Annotated in this window: 17 protein-coding genes; 7 read left to right on the top strand and 10 right to left on the bottom strand. The window is 68.3% G+C overall.

Features of this window, described 5'->3' with window-relative positions; translation table 11 throughout:
- Nucleotides 1-351 (bottom strand): hypothetical protein, encoded by a 351-nt coding sequence (locus OG225_RS00475; RefSeq protein ID WP_405179934.1) that lies wholly within the window; start codon nt 349-351, stop codon nt 1-3.
- Between the two features lie 67 nt (nt 352-418).
- Entirely contained in the window at nt 419-1,732 is a 1,314-nt protein-coding gene (locus OG225_RS00470; protein WP_405179933.1) for a hypothetical protein, read from the bottom strand.
- A 634-nt stretch (nt 1,733-2,366) separates the two neighbouring features.
- On the opposite strand from OG225_RS00470, the gene OG225_RS00465 reads away from it, so the two are divergent.
- Entirely contained in the window at nt 2,367-2,798 is a 432-nt protein-coding gene (locus OG225_RS00465) for a hypothetical protein (RefSeq protein ID WP_405179932.1), read from the top strand.
- 13 nt (nt 2,799-2,811) lie between these two features.
- On the opposite strand, the gene OG225_RS00460 is transcribed toward OG225_RS00465, so the two are convergent.
- The 3 genes from OG225_RS00460 to OG225_RS00450 form a co-directional block, all read right to left on the bottom strand.
- Entirely contained in the window at nt 2,812-3,312 is a 501-nt protein-coding gene (locus OG225_RS00460; protein ID WP_405179931.1) for a CGNR zinc finger domain-containing protein, read from the bottom strand.
- Between the two features lie 262 nt (nt 3,313-3,574).
- Nucleotides 3,575-4,873 (bottom strand): diguanylate cyclase domain-containing protein, encoded by a 1,299-nt coding sequence (locus OG225_RS00455; protein WP_405179930.1) that lies wholly within the window; start codon nt 4,871-4,873, stop codon nt 3,575-3,577.
- 25 nt (nt 4,874-4,898) lie between these two features.
- A complete protein-coding gene (locus tag OG225_RS00450; protein ID WP_405179929.1) occupies nt 4,899-5,708 on the bottom strand; it encodes an SAM-dependent methyltransferase in 810 nt (269 codons plus the stop codon).
- 421 nt (nt 5,709-6,129) lie between these two features.
- Between OG225_RS00450 and OG225_RS00445 the strand changes: the two genes are divergently transcribed.
- Nucleotides 6,130-7,038, top strand: coding sequence for a cation diffusion facilitator family transporter (locus OG225_RS00445; protein WP_405179928.1), 909 nt, complete (start codon nt 6,130-6,132; stop codon nt 7,036-7,038).
- An 85-nt stretch (nt 7,039-7,123) separates the two neighbouring features.
- On the opposite strand, the gene OG225_RS00440 is transcribed toward OG225_RS00445, so the two are convergent.
- On the bottom strand, nt 7,124-7,612 hold the full coding sequence (locus OG225_RS00440; RefSeq protein WP_405183139.1) for a methylated-DNA--[protein]-cysteine S-methyltransferase: 489 nt from the start codon (nt 7,610-7,612) through the stop codon (nt 7,124-7,126).
- 145 nt (nt 7,613-7,757) lie between these two features.
- Between OG225_RS00440 and OG225_RS00435 the strand changes: the two genes are divergently transcribed.
- Together OG225_RS00435 and OG225_RS00430 are read left to right on the top strand one after the other, a co-directional pair.
- The gene (locus OG225_RS00435; protein WP_405179927.1) at nt 7,758-8,840 is read left to right on the top strand and encodes a MerR family transcriptional regulator; all 1,083 of its coding nucleotides are present in this window, start codon (nt 7,758-7,760) and stop codon (nt 8,838-8,840) included.
- Nucleotides 8,837-9,322: a hypothetical protein gene (locus OG225_RS00430; protein ID WP_405179926.1), complete on the top strand. Its 486-nt coding sequence runs from the start codon at nt 8,837-8,839 to the stop codon at nt 9,320-9,322. Before OG225_RS00435 ends, OG225_RS00430 begins: the two co-directional genes overlap by 4 nt.
- A gap of 54 nt (nt 9,323-9,376) precedes the next feature.
- Here OG225_RS00430 and OG225_RS00425 read toward each other — a convergent pair whose 3' ends face one another.
- Entirely contained in the window at nt 9,377-9,922 is a 546-nt protein-coding gene (locus OG225_RS00425) for a hypothetical protein (protein ID WP_405179925.1), read from the bottom strand.
- Between the two features lie 231 nt (nt 9,923-10,153).
- Between OG225_RS00425 and OG225_RS00420 the strand changes: the two genes are divergently transcribed.
- Together OG225_RS00420 and OG225_RS00415 are read left to right on the top strand one after the other, a co-directional pair.
- A complete protein-coding gene (locus OG225_RS00420) occupies nt 10,154-10,288 on the top strand; it encodes a hypothetical protein (protein ID WP_405179924.1) in 135 nt (44 codons plus the stop codon).
- Entirely contained in the window at nt 10,285-10,899 is a 615-nt protein-coding gene (locus OG225_RS00415; RefSeq protein ID WP_405179923.1) for a class I SAM-dependent methyltransferase, read from the top strand. Before OG225_RS00420 ends, OG225_RS00415 begins: the two co-directional genes overlap by 4 nt.
- 98 nt (nt 10,900-10,997) lie before the next feature.
- On the opposite strand, the gene OG225_RS00410 is transcribed toward OG225_RS00415, so the two are convergent.
- From OG225_RS00410 to OG225_RS00400, 3 genes are all read right to left on the bottom strand, one after another.
- Nucleotides 10,998-12,005: a TIGR03617 family F420-dependent LLM class oxidoreductase gene (locus OG225_RS00410; protein ID WP_405179922.1), complete on the bottom strand. Its 1,008-nt coding sequence runs from the start codon at nt 12,003-12,005 to the stop codon at nt 10,998-11,000.
- Between the two features lie 211 nt (nt 12,006-12,216).
- On the bottom strand, nt 12,217-12,639 hold the full coding sequence (locus OG225_RS00405; RefSeq protein ID WP_405179921.1) for a hypothetical protein: 423 nt from the start codon (nt 12,637-12,639) through the stop codon (nt 12,217-12,219).
- A 63-nt stretch (nt 12,640-12,702) separates the two neighbouring features.
- On the bottom strand, nt 12,703-13,836 hold the full coding sequence (locus tag OG225_RS00400; protein ID WP_405179920.1) for an AI-2E family transporter: 1,134 nt from the start codon (nt 13,834-13,836) through the stop codon (nt 12,703-12,705).
- 221 nt (nt 13,837-14,057) lie between these two features.
- Between OG225_RS00400 and OG225_RS00395 the strand changes: the two genes are divergently transcribed.
- Complete coding sequence (locus OG225_RS00395; RefSeq protein ID WP_405179919.1) at nt 14,058-16,670, top strand: LuxR C-terminal-related transcriptional regulator; 2,613 nt, start codon at nt 14,058-14,060, stop codon at nt 16,668-16,670.
- Nucleotides 16,671-16,685: the final 15 nt, after the last annotated feature.

The following is a 16,685-nucleotide window of genomic DNA, read 5'->3' as shown; positions in this document are numbered from 1 at the left end:
CTACCGGCGCGGCTTTCCGATCACCGTCATGACGCGGGCCGACAGATCCGGCCACGGCGGACGGCGCAGGAACACCACCAGCATCAGTACGGCACTGACCAGACCGATCAATTCGCCGAACAGCGCGATGCGGGTGCCGTCGTCGGCCGATTTCCAGGTCACCTCGCCGTCGTGGACGACGAAGACGCCGACCGGGGTCGCGGTCTGGTGAACCGCGCGCTCCGCTCTTCGTTTCGCGCGGATCCGCGAGACGGTGACGATCGTCGTCCCGTCCTCGGTCTCGTACGGCTCACCGAACACCCGCGTACCGCCGTCCCTGTCGAACTGTTCCGTGAGCTGGCGCAATGCCACAGATCCCCCTCGATGTCGAAGTAGCTCTCCGATAGTGGCACGGGTCGTGGCCCATCGCGAGCGGACCTCACGCCTCGTCGCCGCCCGCGCCGCCCGCCGCAGCGGGCGCGGGGAAGGTCACGGGGTCGACGTCGGCGAGCGGGCGACGGCGCAACAGCAGCAGACCGCACGCGGCCCCGACGGTGATCAGAACCGCCGCCAGCCCCGGCACCGAATTGTCCATCACCACCCCGGGGTCGGTGGTGAAGATCCGGCCGCGCATCGCGATCACGACGCCGGGAACGAACAGGACCGCGATGCTGAGCATCACGCTCGAACTCTGGCCGGGCAGTGCCGCGCCGAAGCTGTATCCGGTCAGCAGCGAGAGAACGAGCGTCCCGACGATCGCCGCGCCCGGTACCGGGGTGTGCGGGCCCGCGGCGGCCGCGACGAATATCGACAACGCCAGCAGCCCTGCCATCGCCGCGACCGGTGACGGCCGCGCCATGCCACACCACAGTCCGAGCGCCACAGCGGCGATGAGCAGCGGCACCAGCCACTCGGCCAGCGGAATCAGCACGATGGCGCCGCCGATCGCGGAGGTCGCCGAGCAGAGCTGGATCAACACGCCGTCGCGGCCGGGCAGCAACCAACCGACCACGAACGCCTTCACCACGACCAGCACCGAAACCAGTACGAGGTCGGGGGTGTCGTAGCCGCTGGTCACCAGCCATTCGGACATGACGACCGGCACGCTGACCGCGATGGCGGCGGCCAGGATCGGCCGCATCGGCAATTCGACGCGGATGGTGAGGTATCTCCGGGCCGAGCGGAACCGCCGCGCGCACCAGAGGACGAGCAGGGCACCCGGCCAGATCAACCACAGTGACGGCGAGTCGATGATCCACCAGGCGATGGGCGCGAACTTCTCGCCACCGGCGTCGTCGACGGGGGATATCGTGAGACCACCGGCGATGACGCTGGTGAGCGCGCCGAGGATGAACGCCAGCGTCATCGGCAGGCGTACCGCCACGGCGGCCGCGGCTCCGCCGAGTACGAGCCCGCCCGCGAGCGAATCGATGAAATTCAGGGTGGTGAGCGGGATCATCTCGGAAAACCTGCGCCCGAGTAGGTGATTGGCGAGCAGCAACGCCATCCCCGACAGTGTCGCCACCCACGGGACCAGCAGCGATTCGGTGGTGCTCGTGAACACCGTGACCACCACGGCGACCAGACAACCGACGGCGACGGCACGCGGGAGACTGGTCGCCAGCAACTCCATCTCCAGTGTCGCGGCGCCGCGCGCCCACGACAGCGAGATCGGTGTCGTGAGCGCCACTCCACCGATCACGGCGCACACGAATGCGGTGATCACCTCGGCCAGCCTTGCGGCGCTACGCACCTTCCCAACCTATCGGACCCGCGGCGGCCGACCTATGGTTTACGCAGCAAAACGGCTACTTCATCGTGGAGACCACTCGGCATGGCGACCCCGTCCCGCAGTCGGACCCGTGCGGCGGTCCGCCATGCGAATCGTCGCGCGCGGACATCCGACACCCGAGAGAGGTCACGCGATCGGAGGCACCGGATACCCACGGAAACGGCTATGCGAATATCAATCAGCACACTTACAGCTACCAAAATGAGGGAGGTCGTGGACGCGGATTCGCATCGAACACGCGACGGCGCTGTCGTGGGCAATCCATCGGCGGCGGGCATTGAGACTCCAGCACCGAGGCCGCCGTCACGAGCGTCGACACCGCGAGACCGACGGCGCCCGAGACATTTCCGAAGCGAAGCGAATTGCGATGTCGGCGAACATCTTTCGGCAGAGGTTCGACCCGTGCCCGATATCGGGACGCTACACTCATTTACAGGTCGGATCTCCTATCAAATAATCGACACGAGACATGCGGGATTTCGTAGCCGGGAACAGCGCGCTCGGCTACCGGAAAAAGTTGGGAGGCAAGGGGATTCACTACCGCAGCACCACAGCCGACACCGTGCCGACCGGAGACCGTCACCGGAGGCACAGGATGATCGAGGGTTCGCACGGGTCCGACAGCGGGAGCGCCGCCGATCATCGCGACCGTCCCGTCCCCGACGCACCGGCGAGCCGCCTGCCCCCCACTCGCATGTGGACCGTCTCGGCGGTGGTCGTCGAGGGTGACGATCTCGCGCCGCGGCACGGCGTCGTCGCGGCGGCCGATCTCGGGGACGCCGCCGAACAACTCTGCGAATACCTGCCCGAGACCCGGCCCGACGACGGTGACTACTACCTCGTCGCCAGGGAGGTACCCCTGATGGCGCGCGGCGGCCACCGCAGCAGCGGCGGGCAGGTTCCGCGCCGCACCTGGGTCAGCCCCATCCGACGCGACGACGACACCGGCCGGACCACCTACGGCCGCTGGACCGTCGCCGACGAACATCCACATTTCCGCGGGCACGGCCCCCGCTACCTGAACTGAGGACGACGCGGGCTCAGGCGCCGCGCCTGGTCCGGTACTCGGCCACGTGCACGCGCGTGGAACAGCGTGTCGAGCAGAACCGGCGGCGGCCGTTGCGCGAGGTGTCGACGAAGACGAATGCGCAGTCCGGCCTCGCGCAACGCCCGATGCGCGCGGAGTCCTCGCAGAACAGCGTCGCCAGCCCCGCCGCCGTGTAGGCCTTGACCCGTTCGTCGGTCGGCGCGTCCTCCCGCGCGAAGTGCAGGTGCGGCGCGCGGCCGTCGTGGGTGGAGATGTACGGGACACCCGCCGTCGCGGCCAGCAAGTCGTTCAGCACCTCGACGCCGGGAGCGGTGAAGACCTCGTCGAGCCGGACGATCCACCCGCGCAACTCGGCGACCTGATCCGCGTCGAGTGTCCCGACCGGTTTGTACCCGGCGTCGCGGAGCAATTCGACGAGATCGCGTTCGGGCTCCGCGTTGACCAGCAGCACCGCCAGTTCCGCCGCCGCGCCGCCGTAAGGGTTGAAATGCATTGAGTCATTACATCAGGCTGGTCCCATGATCGCTACCTGCCCCGCGTGCGCCTGGCCCTCCCCCGCCCCCCTGTCCTCACACGGTCGCGTGCAGTACGCGAGATGCGTGTGCGGACAGTGGCTGATCAGCGAATCCGGGCGCGTGATCGCGACGGCGGGGGCGAGTGTGTTCGCCGACGAACCGGCGATGCCCGACACGGCCCGGACACGATGACTCGCGCAGCCGCCCACGGCGATCACCGGATCGAGCGCTTCGGCCCGGTCAGAGCGCGTGGCGGGGGCGGCGCGAGGAACGGCCCGCCGCACCCGGTTTGTTCCGGTACATGGCCGTGTCGACCGCGTGCATGAGCGCGTCGACCGCGGTGGGCCGGTCCTCGACGTAAACCGTGCCGATACTCGCGCCGACCACGACCGGATAACCCGCCACGTCCAGCGGCGCGGCGAGTGTGCGGTGCAATTGCGCGGCGACCGAGGACAGATGCTCCTCGCTGTCACAGTTCTCCACGAGCACGATGAACTCGTCACCGCCCACCCGAGCCGCCAGCCCACCCATCGATTCGACGGCGGCGCGCAGTCGCTGGGCGACATCGCGCAGTACCCGGTCACCCACGGTGTGACCCCATTCGTCGTTGACCGCCTTGAACCCGTCGAGATCCAGGTAACAGACGCCGAGCGGCGGTGTCGCGCCCGCCAGGCGATCGAAGAACTGCACCCGATTCGGCAGGCCGGTGAGACTGTCGTGGTTGGCGTCGTGCCACAGCCGATCGGCGAGTTGTTTGCGTTCGGTGACGTCGACGGCGACACCGGTCAGGAATTGGATATCGCCGGTCCGGTCGCGAACCGCCGACATCGACAGGTCGATATAGGCGAGCGCGCCGTCGGGTCTGCGATGCTCGGTCTCCATCCGGAAACGCTCGGTCTCGCCCGCGAGCATGCGCTGCAATTGCGCGAAGGCGTGTCCGATATTGGCGGGCCCGAGCAGTTCGGCCACCGAACGCCCCGGCATGACCTCGGCGGGAATACCGAGCATCTCACCGAAGGCCGCGTTGACGTCGAGCACTTCGCCCTGGACGTTGAGGATGCCGATGCCGACCGACGCTCCGGCGAAAACCGCCTGGAATCTGGCCTCGGAGAGTTGACGCCGCGCCTCGGCCTCCTGCGCCGCGGCGAGCACCGCGCTCAGCGTCCGCTCCTGCTCGCCCAGCGCCGCCGAGCGCAGGGCTCCGGTGAAACCGGTGGCGAATTCGGCCGCCACCAGCACCGAACGATTGCGCACCCCGGGGTAGCCGGGATCGGACCGGTCGGGGCAGACGGCGTCGACCATATCGCGGCAGATCACCAGCACCGACCGGCCGACCGCGATGGGGTCGCGGTAGTTCGCCGCGACGAGGGCCGAGGCGGCGCTGTGCGCGACCCGCAGATCCGCGGTGCCGCGCACGGCGCTGATCAGGGCTTCACCCTGTTCGGCCAGCAGATCTTCGATCTGGGTCCTGGTGAGCGTAGGAGCCACCACGCCGTCGAGCGCGTCCGCCCAGCGGATTGCCACTTCGTTCAGACCCACTGTCAAACCCCTGCCGCTGCCGCGGTCAGCCTTTCCGACCGACGCCCGCGAGGCCGAGCGAGCGTCCCGGGGCCTCGTGGCGATCGCGCTCGGACTCGGGTCGCCAGAGCGGGAGTTCGACCACCCCCGGCTCGATCCGATCCCAGCCGGTGAACATGGCCTCGATACCGGCGCGCGGCCGGAAGTGGATGCCGACCTTGCTCCGCGACGCGGTATTCGCGCCGAGCAGGGCGGCGTCCTCGGGCCGCTGTTCGGAGGTCAGGTGCGAGATCGCCACGTAGCTGCCCGGCGCCACCGCCTCGCGCAGTCGCCCGACCTTCTCGACCGGAAGGTCCTCTTCGGACAGCAGATGCAGCACCGCGATCAGCAGCACGCCGACCGGCCGGTCGAAATCGATCAGCCCGGTGCCGCGGACCGCGGTGAGCAGTTCGTCCGGCTTGCGCAGATCCGCCTCGATCGCGCCCGCGCGCGGGTTCGCGTCCAGGATCGCCTTCGAATGCGCGACCGCGACGGGGTCGATATCGACGTAGAGCACGGTGATCTCGGGGTCGATACCCTGCGCGATCTCGTGCACATTGCCCGCGGTGGGGATTCCGGACCCGATGTCGAGGAACTGCGTGATCCCCGCGTCGGCGAGGAACCGCACCGCGCGGCGCAGGAACGCCCGATTGCTCAGCGCCAGCCGAGGTAGGTCCGGGACCAGCTGTTTTCCGCTTTCGGCTGCCATGCGGTCGACCTCGAAGTTGTGGGAGCCGCCGAGTAGCGCGTCATACATTCGCGCCGGACTCGCTCGCTGCATATCCACGCCCTCAGGTGCCCACGCAGGCCTGTCCATCCGAACCCCTCTGCCTAGCCGCTCCGGCCGCCTGTACGGCCGACCAGCATCATCGGTGGCCGTACGGCGAACCGACCAGCTGGATGGTGCTGTCCGAATAGTAATCGCGACGATGAATCCCGGTGCATCGCACTTGATCACGTTTGGGCGGCGGTCAGCCGGTCAACCCAACGGGTGCGGGGCGTATTCGATTCGGTCGGTAAGATGCAGACATGCGCATGTCTGCACAATCGGTTAGGCTGTCCGAAGTCAACGCGTAACGAGAGGGCACAGGATCATGGGAGATCAGTGCGTGTCGCCGGATCAGTCCGCCGGAACCGCTCCGGCGCGGACCGCCGGGCCCGCTGTCGAGCAGCGGGCCCGTGAGCACGGCCACGATCATGATCACAGCCACGGCGAGGGACATGGCCACGATCACGGCGTGTCCGCCGATTCCGATCCGCGCTGGCTCTCGATCGCCTTGGCGCTCATCGTCACCTTCATGGCCGCCGAAGTGGTCGTCGGCGTCATCGCCGATTCCCTCGCGCTGATCTCCGACGCCGCGCATATGCTCACCGACGCCGCGTCGATCGTGCTCGCGCTCATCGCCATCCGGCTGGCCAAGCGCCCCGCGCGGGGCCAGTACACCTACGGGTTCAAACGCGCCGAGATCCTGTCGGCCCAGGCGAACGGCATCACCCTGCTGTTGCTCTCGGGCTGGTTCGTCTACGAGGGCGTGGCCAGGCTGATCGATCCGCCCGACGTCGAGGGCCCGTTGGTGCTGGCGACCGCGCTGGTCGGCATCGCCGTCAATATCGCCGCCGCGTGGAGTATCAGCCGCGCCAACCGGACCAGTCTCAATGTCGAAGGCGCGTTCCAGCACATACTCAACGATCTCTACGCGTTCATCGGGACCGCCATCGCGGGCACCGTGGTGTGGCTGGCCGGTTATCCCCGCGCCGACGCGATCGCCGCGCTCGTCGTCGCCGCCCTCATGATGAAGGCGGGCTGGTCGCTGGTGCGCGAATCGGGACGCATCTTCCTCGAAGCCGCTCCCGCCCACCTCAACCCGGACGATATCGGCGCCCGCGTCGTCGGCATCGAGGATGTCGTCGAGGTGCACGACCTGCACGTCTGGCTGATCACCTCCGGCCAGCCCTCGCTGTCGGCCCACATCCTGGTGACCGACGGCGCGGACTGCCACGCCGTGCGATCGACCATCGAACACGCCCTCGACAGCGAATTCGGCTTGGCGCACACCACCTTGCAGGTCGATCACGTGGGAGATGTGGACCGGCCGTACGCCGAAGGGCACTGCGTGGACGCGCACGGTCCGGTGCACCGCGCCTGAGGGTGACACCGCCAGGCAAACACCGCCGAGTTCGCGCCGCACACGCTCACCGGCGGCGATTGCAGACAAGGCCTCGTGCCCCACCTCATGTCGCCAGAAGTACACCTTCGATCTCGAGCAGGTACTGCTTGCGGGCCAGTCCGCCCGCGTAGCCGGTGAGCGATCCGTTCGCGCCGATCACGCGATGGCAGGGCCGGATAATCGACAGCGGGTTGGCCCCGATCGCGGACGCGACCGCGCGCACCCGTTCGCGCGGACCCGCGCGGGTGGTGACCTCGCCGTAGGTGACCGTGGTTCCGTAGGCGATGTCGTCGAGCACCGACCAGACCCGTCGCTGGAATTCGCTTCCGGTAGCGCCGAATTCGATGTCGAACGCGGTCGCGGCACCGGTGAGGTACGCGTGCAGTTGTGCGGCGATATCGGCGAAGGCCACGCGGTCCTCGACCCAGTCCGCGCGCGGTCGCGTTTCACCGCGCTGTCCGGCCATCGTCAGCGAGATGAGTGCCGGGCCGCGCGTGGACGGCACACCTACCAGCAGTAATTCGCCCAGTGGGCTGTCGACCGTCGCGTACATGGTCACGACCTTCTCCTTCCGCTCGCGTGTGTTCCTCCCAATCTGCCGCAGCCGACACGGGAGAACCGGCGGGAAAAAGACATGGCGATCGGCCCGCGACGCGCCGACTTGACCTTCGAGTTACCTGAAGGCCCATGCTGTGGCGATGACGGACGGCGCGGCGGACGAGTTGATCACCATCGGTGCGATGGCACGGGCCAGCGGGCTGACGGCGAGCGCGCTGCGCTTCTACGACGACGGTGGTCTGTTGGTTCCCACGCACGTCGACGCGACGACCGGATACCGCTACTACGCGCGCGCCCAGACCGAACGGGCCGTACTGGTCCGCCGGTTGCGCGGGGTCGGCGTGCCGCTCGACGCGATCGCCGCGATCCTCGCGGGTGATCCGCGCGAGGCGAAACGTCGGCTCGACGACCACGTCCGCGAACTGGCCGAGCGAGCGCGGGAGGCGGCGCGGGTGGCCGACGCGGTCGCGCGGATCCTCGGATCGGGCCGATCCGGTGCGGTGCCGCTGTCCGGACCGACGCTGGCCCGCGCGATCGCGCAGGTGGCGGGTGCGGCGGCACGCGACGATGCCATTCCCGTGCTCGCGGGTGTTTTCCTCGAGGTATCCCCGAACTCGGTGACGCTCACCGCGACCGACCGCTACCGGTTGTCCACCAGGAGCCTGGTTCCCGACCGGCACTGCGGCGACTCCTGGTCGGCGGTGGTCGCGGCGTCGGAGCTGGCACGGCTCGACAACTGGCTGCGGCGTGTCGACGAGGTCGCCGTCGCGCGCGCCGACCGGGAATTGATCCTGCGCGGCGACGACACCGAACAACGGTGCGCGACCATCGAGGAGAACTTTCCCGACTACCGCGCGATGCTGGCCGACCTCGCGCCGGTGACCACCAGGATCGTGGTGGACCGAGCCACCCTGCTCGACGTGCTCGACACGGCCGCCGATCCGCTGATCTGCGCGACGACCGAGACGACTCTGACGGTGTCGACGCCGGACGGAACCGCGCGCGATATTCCGGCGTCGGGAACCGGTCCGCGCGTCGATATCGCGTTCACGGCGGCGACGCTGCGACCGGCCGTCGACACCGCGCTCGGCCCCGACATCATGCTCGACCTCGCCGCCCCCGATCAGCCCGTCGTCATCCGCTCGGCGACCGACGGCGATCTGACCACCCTCGTCATGCCACGGGCACTGCCCGCTCCCACCGAAACAGAGGACGACCGTTGACATCCACCGACACCACCATGAACGCCATCACCGAAGCCGTCGCGCTCGGCCGCACCGGACGACGCGACGCGGCCCGTACCGCGCTCGGCGAGATCTGGATATCGCTCGGTCCGTCCGGCGATCCGCTGCACCGGTGCACCCTGGCGCACCATCTCGCCGATCTCCAGGACGACGCGGCGCAGGCGCTGGCCTGGGATATCCGCGCCGTCGACGCCGCGGACGCGCTCACCGACGAGCGTGCGCGACACCATGATCCGAATCTCGACGTTCGCGGCTTCTACCCGTCGCTGCACCTGAACCTGGCCGACAACTATCGCCGCCTCGGCTCCTTCGAGGCCGCTCGGCGCGAGATCGACGCGGCCCGCGCCCACCTGCACGCCCTCGGCGACGACGGCTACGGGGCGATGATCCGTACCGCGGTGGACGAGGTGGCGGCGGCGATCGACGCGCGCGACACGACCGCGCGCGACACCGCGCCGTAGTGGAGTCTCCCACTGATGCAGTACGACTCGTCCGGTCGCCGCGACCGTGGAACACTATCGCGCAGTTGGTATTCCGCCCGGCCAACCGGGCAACAGCGGCACCGGGCTCGGTTCGTGCACCGTCACGAGAACGACCAGGTCGCCGTCGAGTGCGTCGCCACGGACCAGCGTCCGGACGAATCGCGCCAGCGGAATTCGCCACCGGTACTTCGTCGCGAGTTCCGACTGCACGTACGGGACGAGGGTGCCCGCGGTCACGAGCTGGGCTTCGCCCTCGAGCTGATGGGTGCCGAGGGCGGGGTTGCCGCGCCAATCGCCCTGCTGGACGAGCACCCGGTTGTCGTGGGCGAATTGATCGGCCTCGGGCGAGAGCGAGGCGACGCCGAACGCGAGTTGTTCCTCCCCGATCGGCACCACCAGGCGCGGGACGGTCACCATCTCCCTGGGACCGGTCGACCGCGCCACGAGCACGGTTTTCGCGTCCCGCCACGGCGTCGCGATACCGGATTGCGCACGGCGGGCCGGTACGGGAGGCGGGCAGATATCCGGGCGCGCGATCTGTTCGCGGCCTACTGGAACGTCGATCAGGGTGTCTGTCATCGCGTTCGATCCTTCCGGTGACGAAATCGGTGCGGGTACGACGAATCGGACGATCGATCGGCCCCGTCGCCGACACCCGCGTTCGCTCACCGGCCGACCCGACCGACCGCCGTCGCCGACCCCTACCGGCGAACGCGAAACCCGCGATCTCCCATGGATTCACCGCATACGCGTACTCGCGGAGCCATACCCGGATACGGCGACGCCAATCACGGTCGGCCGCATTCGGAGATGGACGGCGCCCAGTGCACCGCGAACGCGGTGGTCGGGGGCGCGGTGGCTCGGCCCATCGAGGCGTGGATCCGATCCACCGCCGATCGGCGTAGTGGACAATTCGCGGCCAGCGACAGCATGATCGAGGGATGAGTGGACGCGTCCCCAGCAAATGGGAGGAGATGACGGCCGCGGATCCGGCGCATTCGTCGTGGTACGTGGATCGGTTCCGGTCCTTGGCGGCGCGGGGACAGGACATCGTCGGGGAGGCGCGGCTGATCGACGCGATGCTCGCTCGCGGCAGCCGGGTGCTCGACGCGGGGTGCGGGGCGGGACGGCTGGGCGGATATCTGCACGGGGCCGGGCATACCGTGGTCGGCGTCGATGTCGATCCGGTGCTGATCGCGGCCGCCGAACAGGACCATCCCGGCCCGACCTGGCTGGTCGGCGATCTCGCCGAATTTGATCTGCCCGCTCACGGGGTCGACGCCGATTTCGATGTCGTCGTGTGCGCGGGCAATGTGATGACCTTTCTCGCCCCGTCCACGCGCGAAGCGGTGCTGGCCGGTTTCGCGCGTCATCTCGGCCCGACGGGCCGGGCGGTGGTCGGCTTCGGCGCCGATCGCGGCTACGAGTTCCCGAGGTTCATGAGCGATGCCGCGGCGGCGGGTCTGACCCCGGATCTGCGACTGTCGACCTGGGATCTGCGCCCGTTCGACGACGATTCCGACTTCCTGGTCGCGGTGTTCTCCCGCGCGAGCTGACGCGGATCGAGCGCTGCGCGGAGATCCCGACCGACGGCCCCGCTTGCGGAGGGCATGCGGGCACATGCCCGATCGGTTCGGCGCACCTGCCGCCGAACCTACTGATCGCCGGTCAGGTATCCCACGAGTTCGCCCATCGTCCGATCACTCGGCGCGTAGGGCTGGTAGAAGCAGACCCGGTCCGAGATCCCGCCGACGCGGTCGCGGATATCGGCGGCGACCTGCGCGGGTTTGCCGCGCGCGGCGATGGTCTCGAGGATGTCGTCGTCGATGAGGCGGGCCATGTCCTGCCAGCGTCCGCGTTTGGACAGCGCGTTCAGATCCGTTTGCAAGTCACCCCAGCCGTGCAGTTCGAGCACCGGACGGTAGGCGGGGGTCGAACCGTAGAAGCCGAGCAGTTTGCGCGTCGCCGCGTCGGCGGCCGCCTGCTCCTCGTCGGTATCGCCGACCGCCACGATGACTTCGGGCAGGATCGTGAACGTCCTCGGGTCTCGACCACCGGCGGCGAGTCCTTCCCATACCGCGGGCAACACCCGTTCACGCAGGTAGCGCGCGGAATTGAACGGCATCACCAGCAGCCCGTCGGCCACCTCGGCGGCGGTTCTGGTCATCCTCGGCCCCAGCGCGCCGACGAAGATCGGCGGCGGACCGAACGGATTCGGTCCGGGGCTGAAGGTCGGCGTCATCAGGGTGTGGCGGTAGTACTCCCCGCGAAAATCCAGCCTGGTGCCGGTGTTCCAGCAGTCGAAGATCGCCCGGACCGCAGCGACCAGTTCCCCCATCCGCGCGGTCGGACGGCCGAATTCGACGCCGAATCGCTTTTCGATCTGCGGCCGGATCTGAGTGCCGAGCCCGAGCGCGAACCGGCCCGAACTCAGCAGTTGCAGATCGTTGGCCTGGTGCGCGAGGTGGATCGGATTGCGCGGGAACGCGATGGCGACATTGGTCAGCAGATCCATGTCGCCGACGGTGGAGGCCAGTGTCAGCGGCGCGAAGACGTCGTGCGGGCCCTCGAAGGTGAACACCCCGCTGACGCCCATCTCGCGCAGTGCCGCGGTGCGCTCGACCGCGTTCGCCGGTCCGTAGATCGCCGTGTAGACCTTCATTCGGCCGGTCCGCGTGGTCGCATCAGCCATCCCATACAAGAACACGTTCTAACGAGCGCAAGGTAACACGCTTACCGAGGCCACAGGAGTATCCATCGGAATGTCACGGCGGGCAAACGGAACGGCCGCCCACCGACGGAGGTCACACAGACGAAAACCGCGCCGTCGGAGGCCGGGGAAGCGGCCTCCGACGGCGCGAGATCGGGGGGGGTCAGACCGTATTCGGATGCCAGGTCGAAACAGCCCAGATCACCACGATGCTCAAGGCGATGATCAGGATCGACCACCACGGGTAGTACGGCAGCGACAGGAAGTTGGCGATGATGGTCAGTGCCGCGATCACGATGGCGGCGACCTTGCCCCATGCGCTTCCCGTCATCAGGCCGATGGCGCTGATCACGAGGATGGCGCCGAGGACGATATGGATCCAGCCCCAGCCCGTGGTGTCGAACTGATAGATGTATTCGGGCCCGACGACGAAGAGTTCGTCATTCGCGACCGCCGAGATGCCTTCGAAGATCTGTAGAACACCGAGGGTGAGGAGCAGGATCGCGGCGCCTATCGAGGTGCCCGCCGCGATTCCCTGTTTGACCGGGCTCTCGCCGGTCTGGTGTTTCGGAGTCGTCATGATCATCCCTTCCGCGAAGAAGAACCTGGATCGATCTCACCAAGTCGGTGCCGCCGGTTTCCTCACCCGCTACGGGTGATCGGGCTCCGGTGGCGGCTCGACGCGCCCGGGGTCGGTCGGCGCCTTGTCACTGATCAGTGTGTTCATCCACCGGGTGGTCGGATCGATGTCGAGCAACAGTGCCTTCACCAGCAGCGTCAGCGGCACCGCGAGCAGCGCCCCGAGCGCCCCGATCACCCAGGTCCAGAAGACCAGCGAGACGAAGGTGACGGTGACGCTGAGTCCGACGGCGTCGCCGACGAATTTGGGCTGGATGATCGACTGGATGACGAAATTGATGACGCTGTAGAACACGATCACCCAGATCATCAGGGCGGGCCCGCTGTCGAGCAGTGCCAGCAACGCGGGCGGGACGAGGCCGATGACGAAGCCGATATTGGGGATGTAGTTGGTGATGAACGACAGCAATGCCCACAGCACCGGCAGCGGTACGCCCATCAGCCACAGCGCCCCGCCGTCGAGCACCGCGACGATCAGGCCGAAAACCGTCGACACGACCAGATATTTGCGGGTGCCGACGGCGAAAGACTCGATGGCGTAGGCGATTTCCGGGCGTTGCGCGGCGATAACGTCGAGTTTCGTACCGATGGTCATGCCGTCGAAGGCCATGAACAGCAGCAACGCCAGGATGAAGAACAGGCTGGAGAAGATCCCGAGCAGCCCACTCAGCGCCGACTCCAGCACGCCGACGAGTTTGCCCACGTCGAGTTCGCTCAGCAGATTGTGGATCTGTTCGCTGTTCACACCGAACCCGGCCAGCAGCTCGCGCACGTTCGCGAGCACGTCGTCGAGTCGGTCGGTGTACTGCGGCAATTCGGTGGCCAATTGCGCGGCCGAGACGATCAGCAGACCGACCATGCCGAGCACGATCACCATGACCGCGACGAACGCGAGGCCCATACCGACCAGCGCGTGACGTCCGCGCCGCTGGGCCCAGGTCTGGATCGGCTGCACGGCGACGGTCAGCATGAGCGCCAGGAACACCGGACCGAGCAGACCCGCGGCGGCCTTCATGCCACCGACGGCGACCACACCGCCCGCGGCGGCCAGCAAGACGATCAGTCCTCTCGGAATCGCCCAGTCGGTCGGCGTCGGCGCGGGCGCCGACCTGGTCGGGCGCGACCCCTTCTCCCGCGGTGACATCGGCCCTCTTCTCTTCCGCCCCGATCGGGACGGTATGACACGAGCTCCGGTCCGCGACTCACCCATTACGGATGAGTCGCTATATCTTTGCTACGAGCAAAAAGTGCTGTTCGGTCGGTATGCTCGGCTGGTCGGAACGGCCGGCGGTTGATGAGGCAGCACCGTCCCAGGAGGCTAGGGTGGACTCTTCGCGGCGACTCCAACTTGCCGATGCTCCGACCGTGATCACCGGTGATATCGCCTCGGGTGACATCCCCGCGCCGCTGTTCACCCCGCTCGTGCTGCGCGACATACACACCCGGATCAATCAGGCCGCGGCGACCGAGGCGCCCCGCGCCGTCCTGATGTGTTCGCCGGCCGGTAGCGGAAAGACCGTACTCGCCGCCGAATGGCTACGCCGCCATATGCGACTACATCCCGACACCCGATTCTGCTGGCTGACCATCGGCGAGAATTTCGACAATGCCGCCCGGCTGTGGGCGGCGGTGCGCGCGGGACTCGGACTGCCCGCCGAACGCGGCCACCAACTCGCCGATCCGATGGCGAGCGCGCTGGAACTGGCTCACGAATTGGCCGGGCAGCCCGCCGTCCTCGTCCTCGACGACGCCCACCTGCTCACCGACCCGATCGCCCTCGCCGGGCTGGAACATTTCCTGACCAACGCGCCCGCCAGGATGACGACCATCGTCACCGGCCGCTACGAACCGCCGCTGCGCTGGCACACCCTCGATATCGCGGGCCGCCTGATCCGCCTCGGCGCGGCCGATCTCGCCTTCGGCCCCGAACAGATCGCTTCCGTCTTCGTCGAACACGGCTGTCCCCTCGCCGATTCCGAAGTGGCCTCGATCCAGCAGCTCACCCGGGGATGGGCGGCGCTGGTGCGGATCGCGGCGATCTATACGGCCATGCACGGTCCCGATCAGGCGGGCGCGCTGGCCATGCTCGCGCACGCCCCGCATCCGATCTCTGATTTCCTGGTCGGCGAACTGATCGAAGTACTCGACGCGGATGTCCGCGAATTCCTGCTCGCCACCTGCGTTCCCGAATCCTTCACCGAGGCATTGGCCGAGGAACTGGCGGGCCCGCACGCCCCGAGGATGCTGGACGACCTGGCGCGCATCAATTTCCCGGTCCAGCACACCGTCAACGCCGACCGGATCAGGTACTCCTACCACCCGATGTTGCGGGCCTATCTGCTCGCCGAACTGCAACGCGCCGCGCCGCAACGCATTCCGGATCTGCATCGGATCGCCGGGCAGTGGTACCTGGCGACGGGGAAACCGCTTGCCGCGCTCGCGCATCTGCTCGCCGAGCCCGGCCAACCCGAATTGCCCTCGTATCTGCGGGAATACGGGTTGCAGGTCGTGCTCGACGGAGCAGGCTCGATCCTGTTCGAGAAGCTGGACGCGGCCACCGCGCACCTCGTCGACGATCCCTTCGTTCGGCTGCTGCGGGTGATCGACGCGGTGGAGCGCGGTGACCACGCCGCCGCGGCGGCCTATCTCGACCAGGTCAGGGCCCACGGCCCGATCACCTCCACCATCGTCGGCGCCGCGGCGGCCGCGGCGGCGGGGCTGGCCGCGGCGTCGGCCGTCGCGGTGGCGACCGGGGTGTGCGCGACGTCGGACGAGTTCGGGCACGAGCAGATCCGGGCCGAACCGCCGACGACCGGACAGCCCGATCTGGACTGCTATGTCGCCATCCAGCTCGGCACCCTGCGCGTCTTCACCGGCGATATCGGCGCGGGCGAACAGTTGTTGCATCGGGCCCTCGCCCTCGCCGAACACATCGGCCACCATCGCATGCAGCTGCGCGCGGTCACCCGCCTGGCCGCGGCGTCGGCCCTGGCCGGACCGGTGCCGCTGATGCGCGAACGCGCGACGCGCGCGGTCGACCTGGGCACCGAGTACGAACTCACCCACCTGCCCGATCACGTGCACGCGGTGGCGCTCGCCGCGCTGGCCGCGCATCTACAGGGCGACGACGTCACGCGCCACGATCTGGCCGCCCTGTCGCGGACGCGGCGCGGACTCGACGGGGCGAGCGAGCCGGCCGCAGGCAGACACGCCCATATCGTCGGCCTGCTGCTGACTTTCGACGACACCGCCGACAAACACGCGGCGGTCATGACGCTGCACACCGAGATGCACCGGCTGCTGGCCGAGAGTCCGTATCCGCCGCTGGGCGGCCGACTGCTCATCCCGGTGGTCGCGATCCTGCTGCGGTTGCACGAACGCGACGCCGCGCAGCAACTCGCCGACGCGGGGTCTCGCGCCATGCGCGGCGCACCGGACGCGGTGCTCGCCGCGGCGGCGGTGGCGGAGGCGGCGAACAAACCGCTCGACACACTCGACGCGGTCGGCCCGCTGCTGAAACGGTCGGCGGAACTGCCCGCCTACACCGCCGTCACCGCGTGGCTGCTGTACGCGTCGGCCTGTCACCGGCTCGACCGTCAGGTGAAGTCCTACGAGGGTTTCGCGGAGGCGGTGCGCCTGGCCTCACCGGACCGCTTGGTCCGGCCGTTCTTCGAGGTTCCGGGAGTCCTCACGATGCTGCACGAGCACGCGGGACGTTTCGGCGCAGACAACGCCTTCGTCGAGACCATCCGGGAGAATTCCGCGGCCAGGCCGCAACCGATGAGCCCCGCGCTCACCGACGCCGAACTGACCGTGCTGAAACAACTCCCGAGTGGGCGCACCGCGTTGCAGATCGCCCAGGATCTCGGCGTCTCCATCAATACGGTGAAGACGCATCTGCGGTCGATCTACGCCAAACTCGGCAGCAATTCACGCGCCGACGCGATGCTGCGAGCCCGCCGCATCGGGGTGCTCTGAGGCCCGGTTGACCGG

Origin of the sequence: Nocardia sp. NBC_01377 (assembly GCF_045040005.1) — a bacterium.
GTDB classification, from domain to species: domain Bacteria; phylum Actinomycetota; class Actinomycetes; order Mycobacteriales; family Mycobacteriaceae; genus Nocardia; species Nocardia noduli.
Note: the sequence above shows the minus strand (reverse complement) of the source record. Positions and strands in the feature narration are given on the sequence as shown.

Bases quoted from the DNA above. Each gene is read 5' to 3' on its own strand.
- OG225_RS00435 (WP_405179927.1), top strand. From the start codon at position 7,758: ATGACGGACGGCGCGGCGGACGAGTTGATCACCATCGGTGCGATGGCA.
- OG225_RS00420 (WP_405179924.1), top strand. From the start codon at position 10,154: ATGGACGGCGCCCAGTGCACCGCGAACGCGGTGGTCGGGGGCGCGGTG.
- OG225_RS00440 (WP_405183139.1), bottom strand. From the start codon at position 7,612: ATGTACGCGACGGTCGACAGCCCACTGGGCGAATTACTGCTGGTAGGT.
- OG225_RS00410 (WP_405179922.1), bottom strand. From the start codon at position 12,005: ATGAAGGTCTACACGGCGATCTACGGACCGGCGAACGCGGTCGAGCGC.
- OG225_RS00450 (WP_405179929.1), bottom strand. From the start codon at position 5,708: ATGGACAGGCCTGCGTGGGCACCTGAGGGCGTGGATATGCAGCGAGCG.
- OG225_RS00425 (WP_405179925.1), bottom strand. From the start codon at position 9,922: ATGACAGACACCCTGATCGACGTTCCAGTAGGCCGCGAACAGATCGCG.
- OG225_RS00405 (WP_405179921.1), bottom strand. From the start codon at position 12,639: ATGATCATGACGACTCCGAAACACCAGACCGGCGAGAGCCCGGTCAAA.
- OG225_RS00465 (WP_405179932.1), top strand. From the start codon at position 2,367: ATGATCGAGGGTTCGCACGGGTCCGACAGCGGGAGCGCCGCCGATCAT.
- OG225_RS00460 (WP_405179931.1), bottom strand. From the start codon at position 3,312: ATGCATTTCAACCCTTACGGCGGCGCGGCGGCGGAACTGGCGGTGCTG.
- OG225_RS00400 (WP_405179920.1), bottom strand. From the start codon at position 13,836: ATGTCACCGCGGGAGAAGGGGTCGCGCCCGACCAGGTCGGCGCCCGCG.
- OG225_RS00415 (WP_405179923.1), top strand. From the start codon at position 10,285: ATGAGTGGACGCGTCCCCAGCAAATGGGAGGAGATGACGGCCGCGGAT.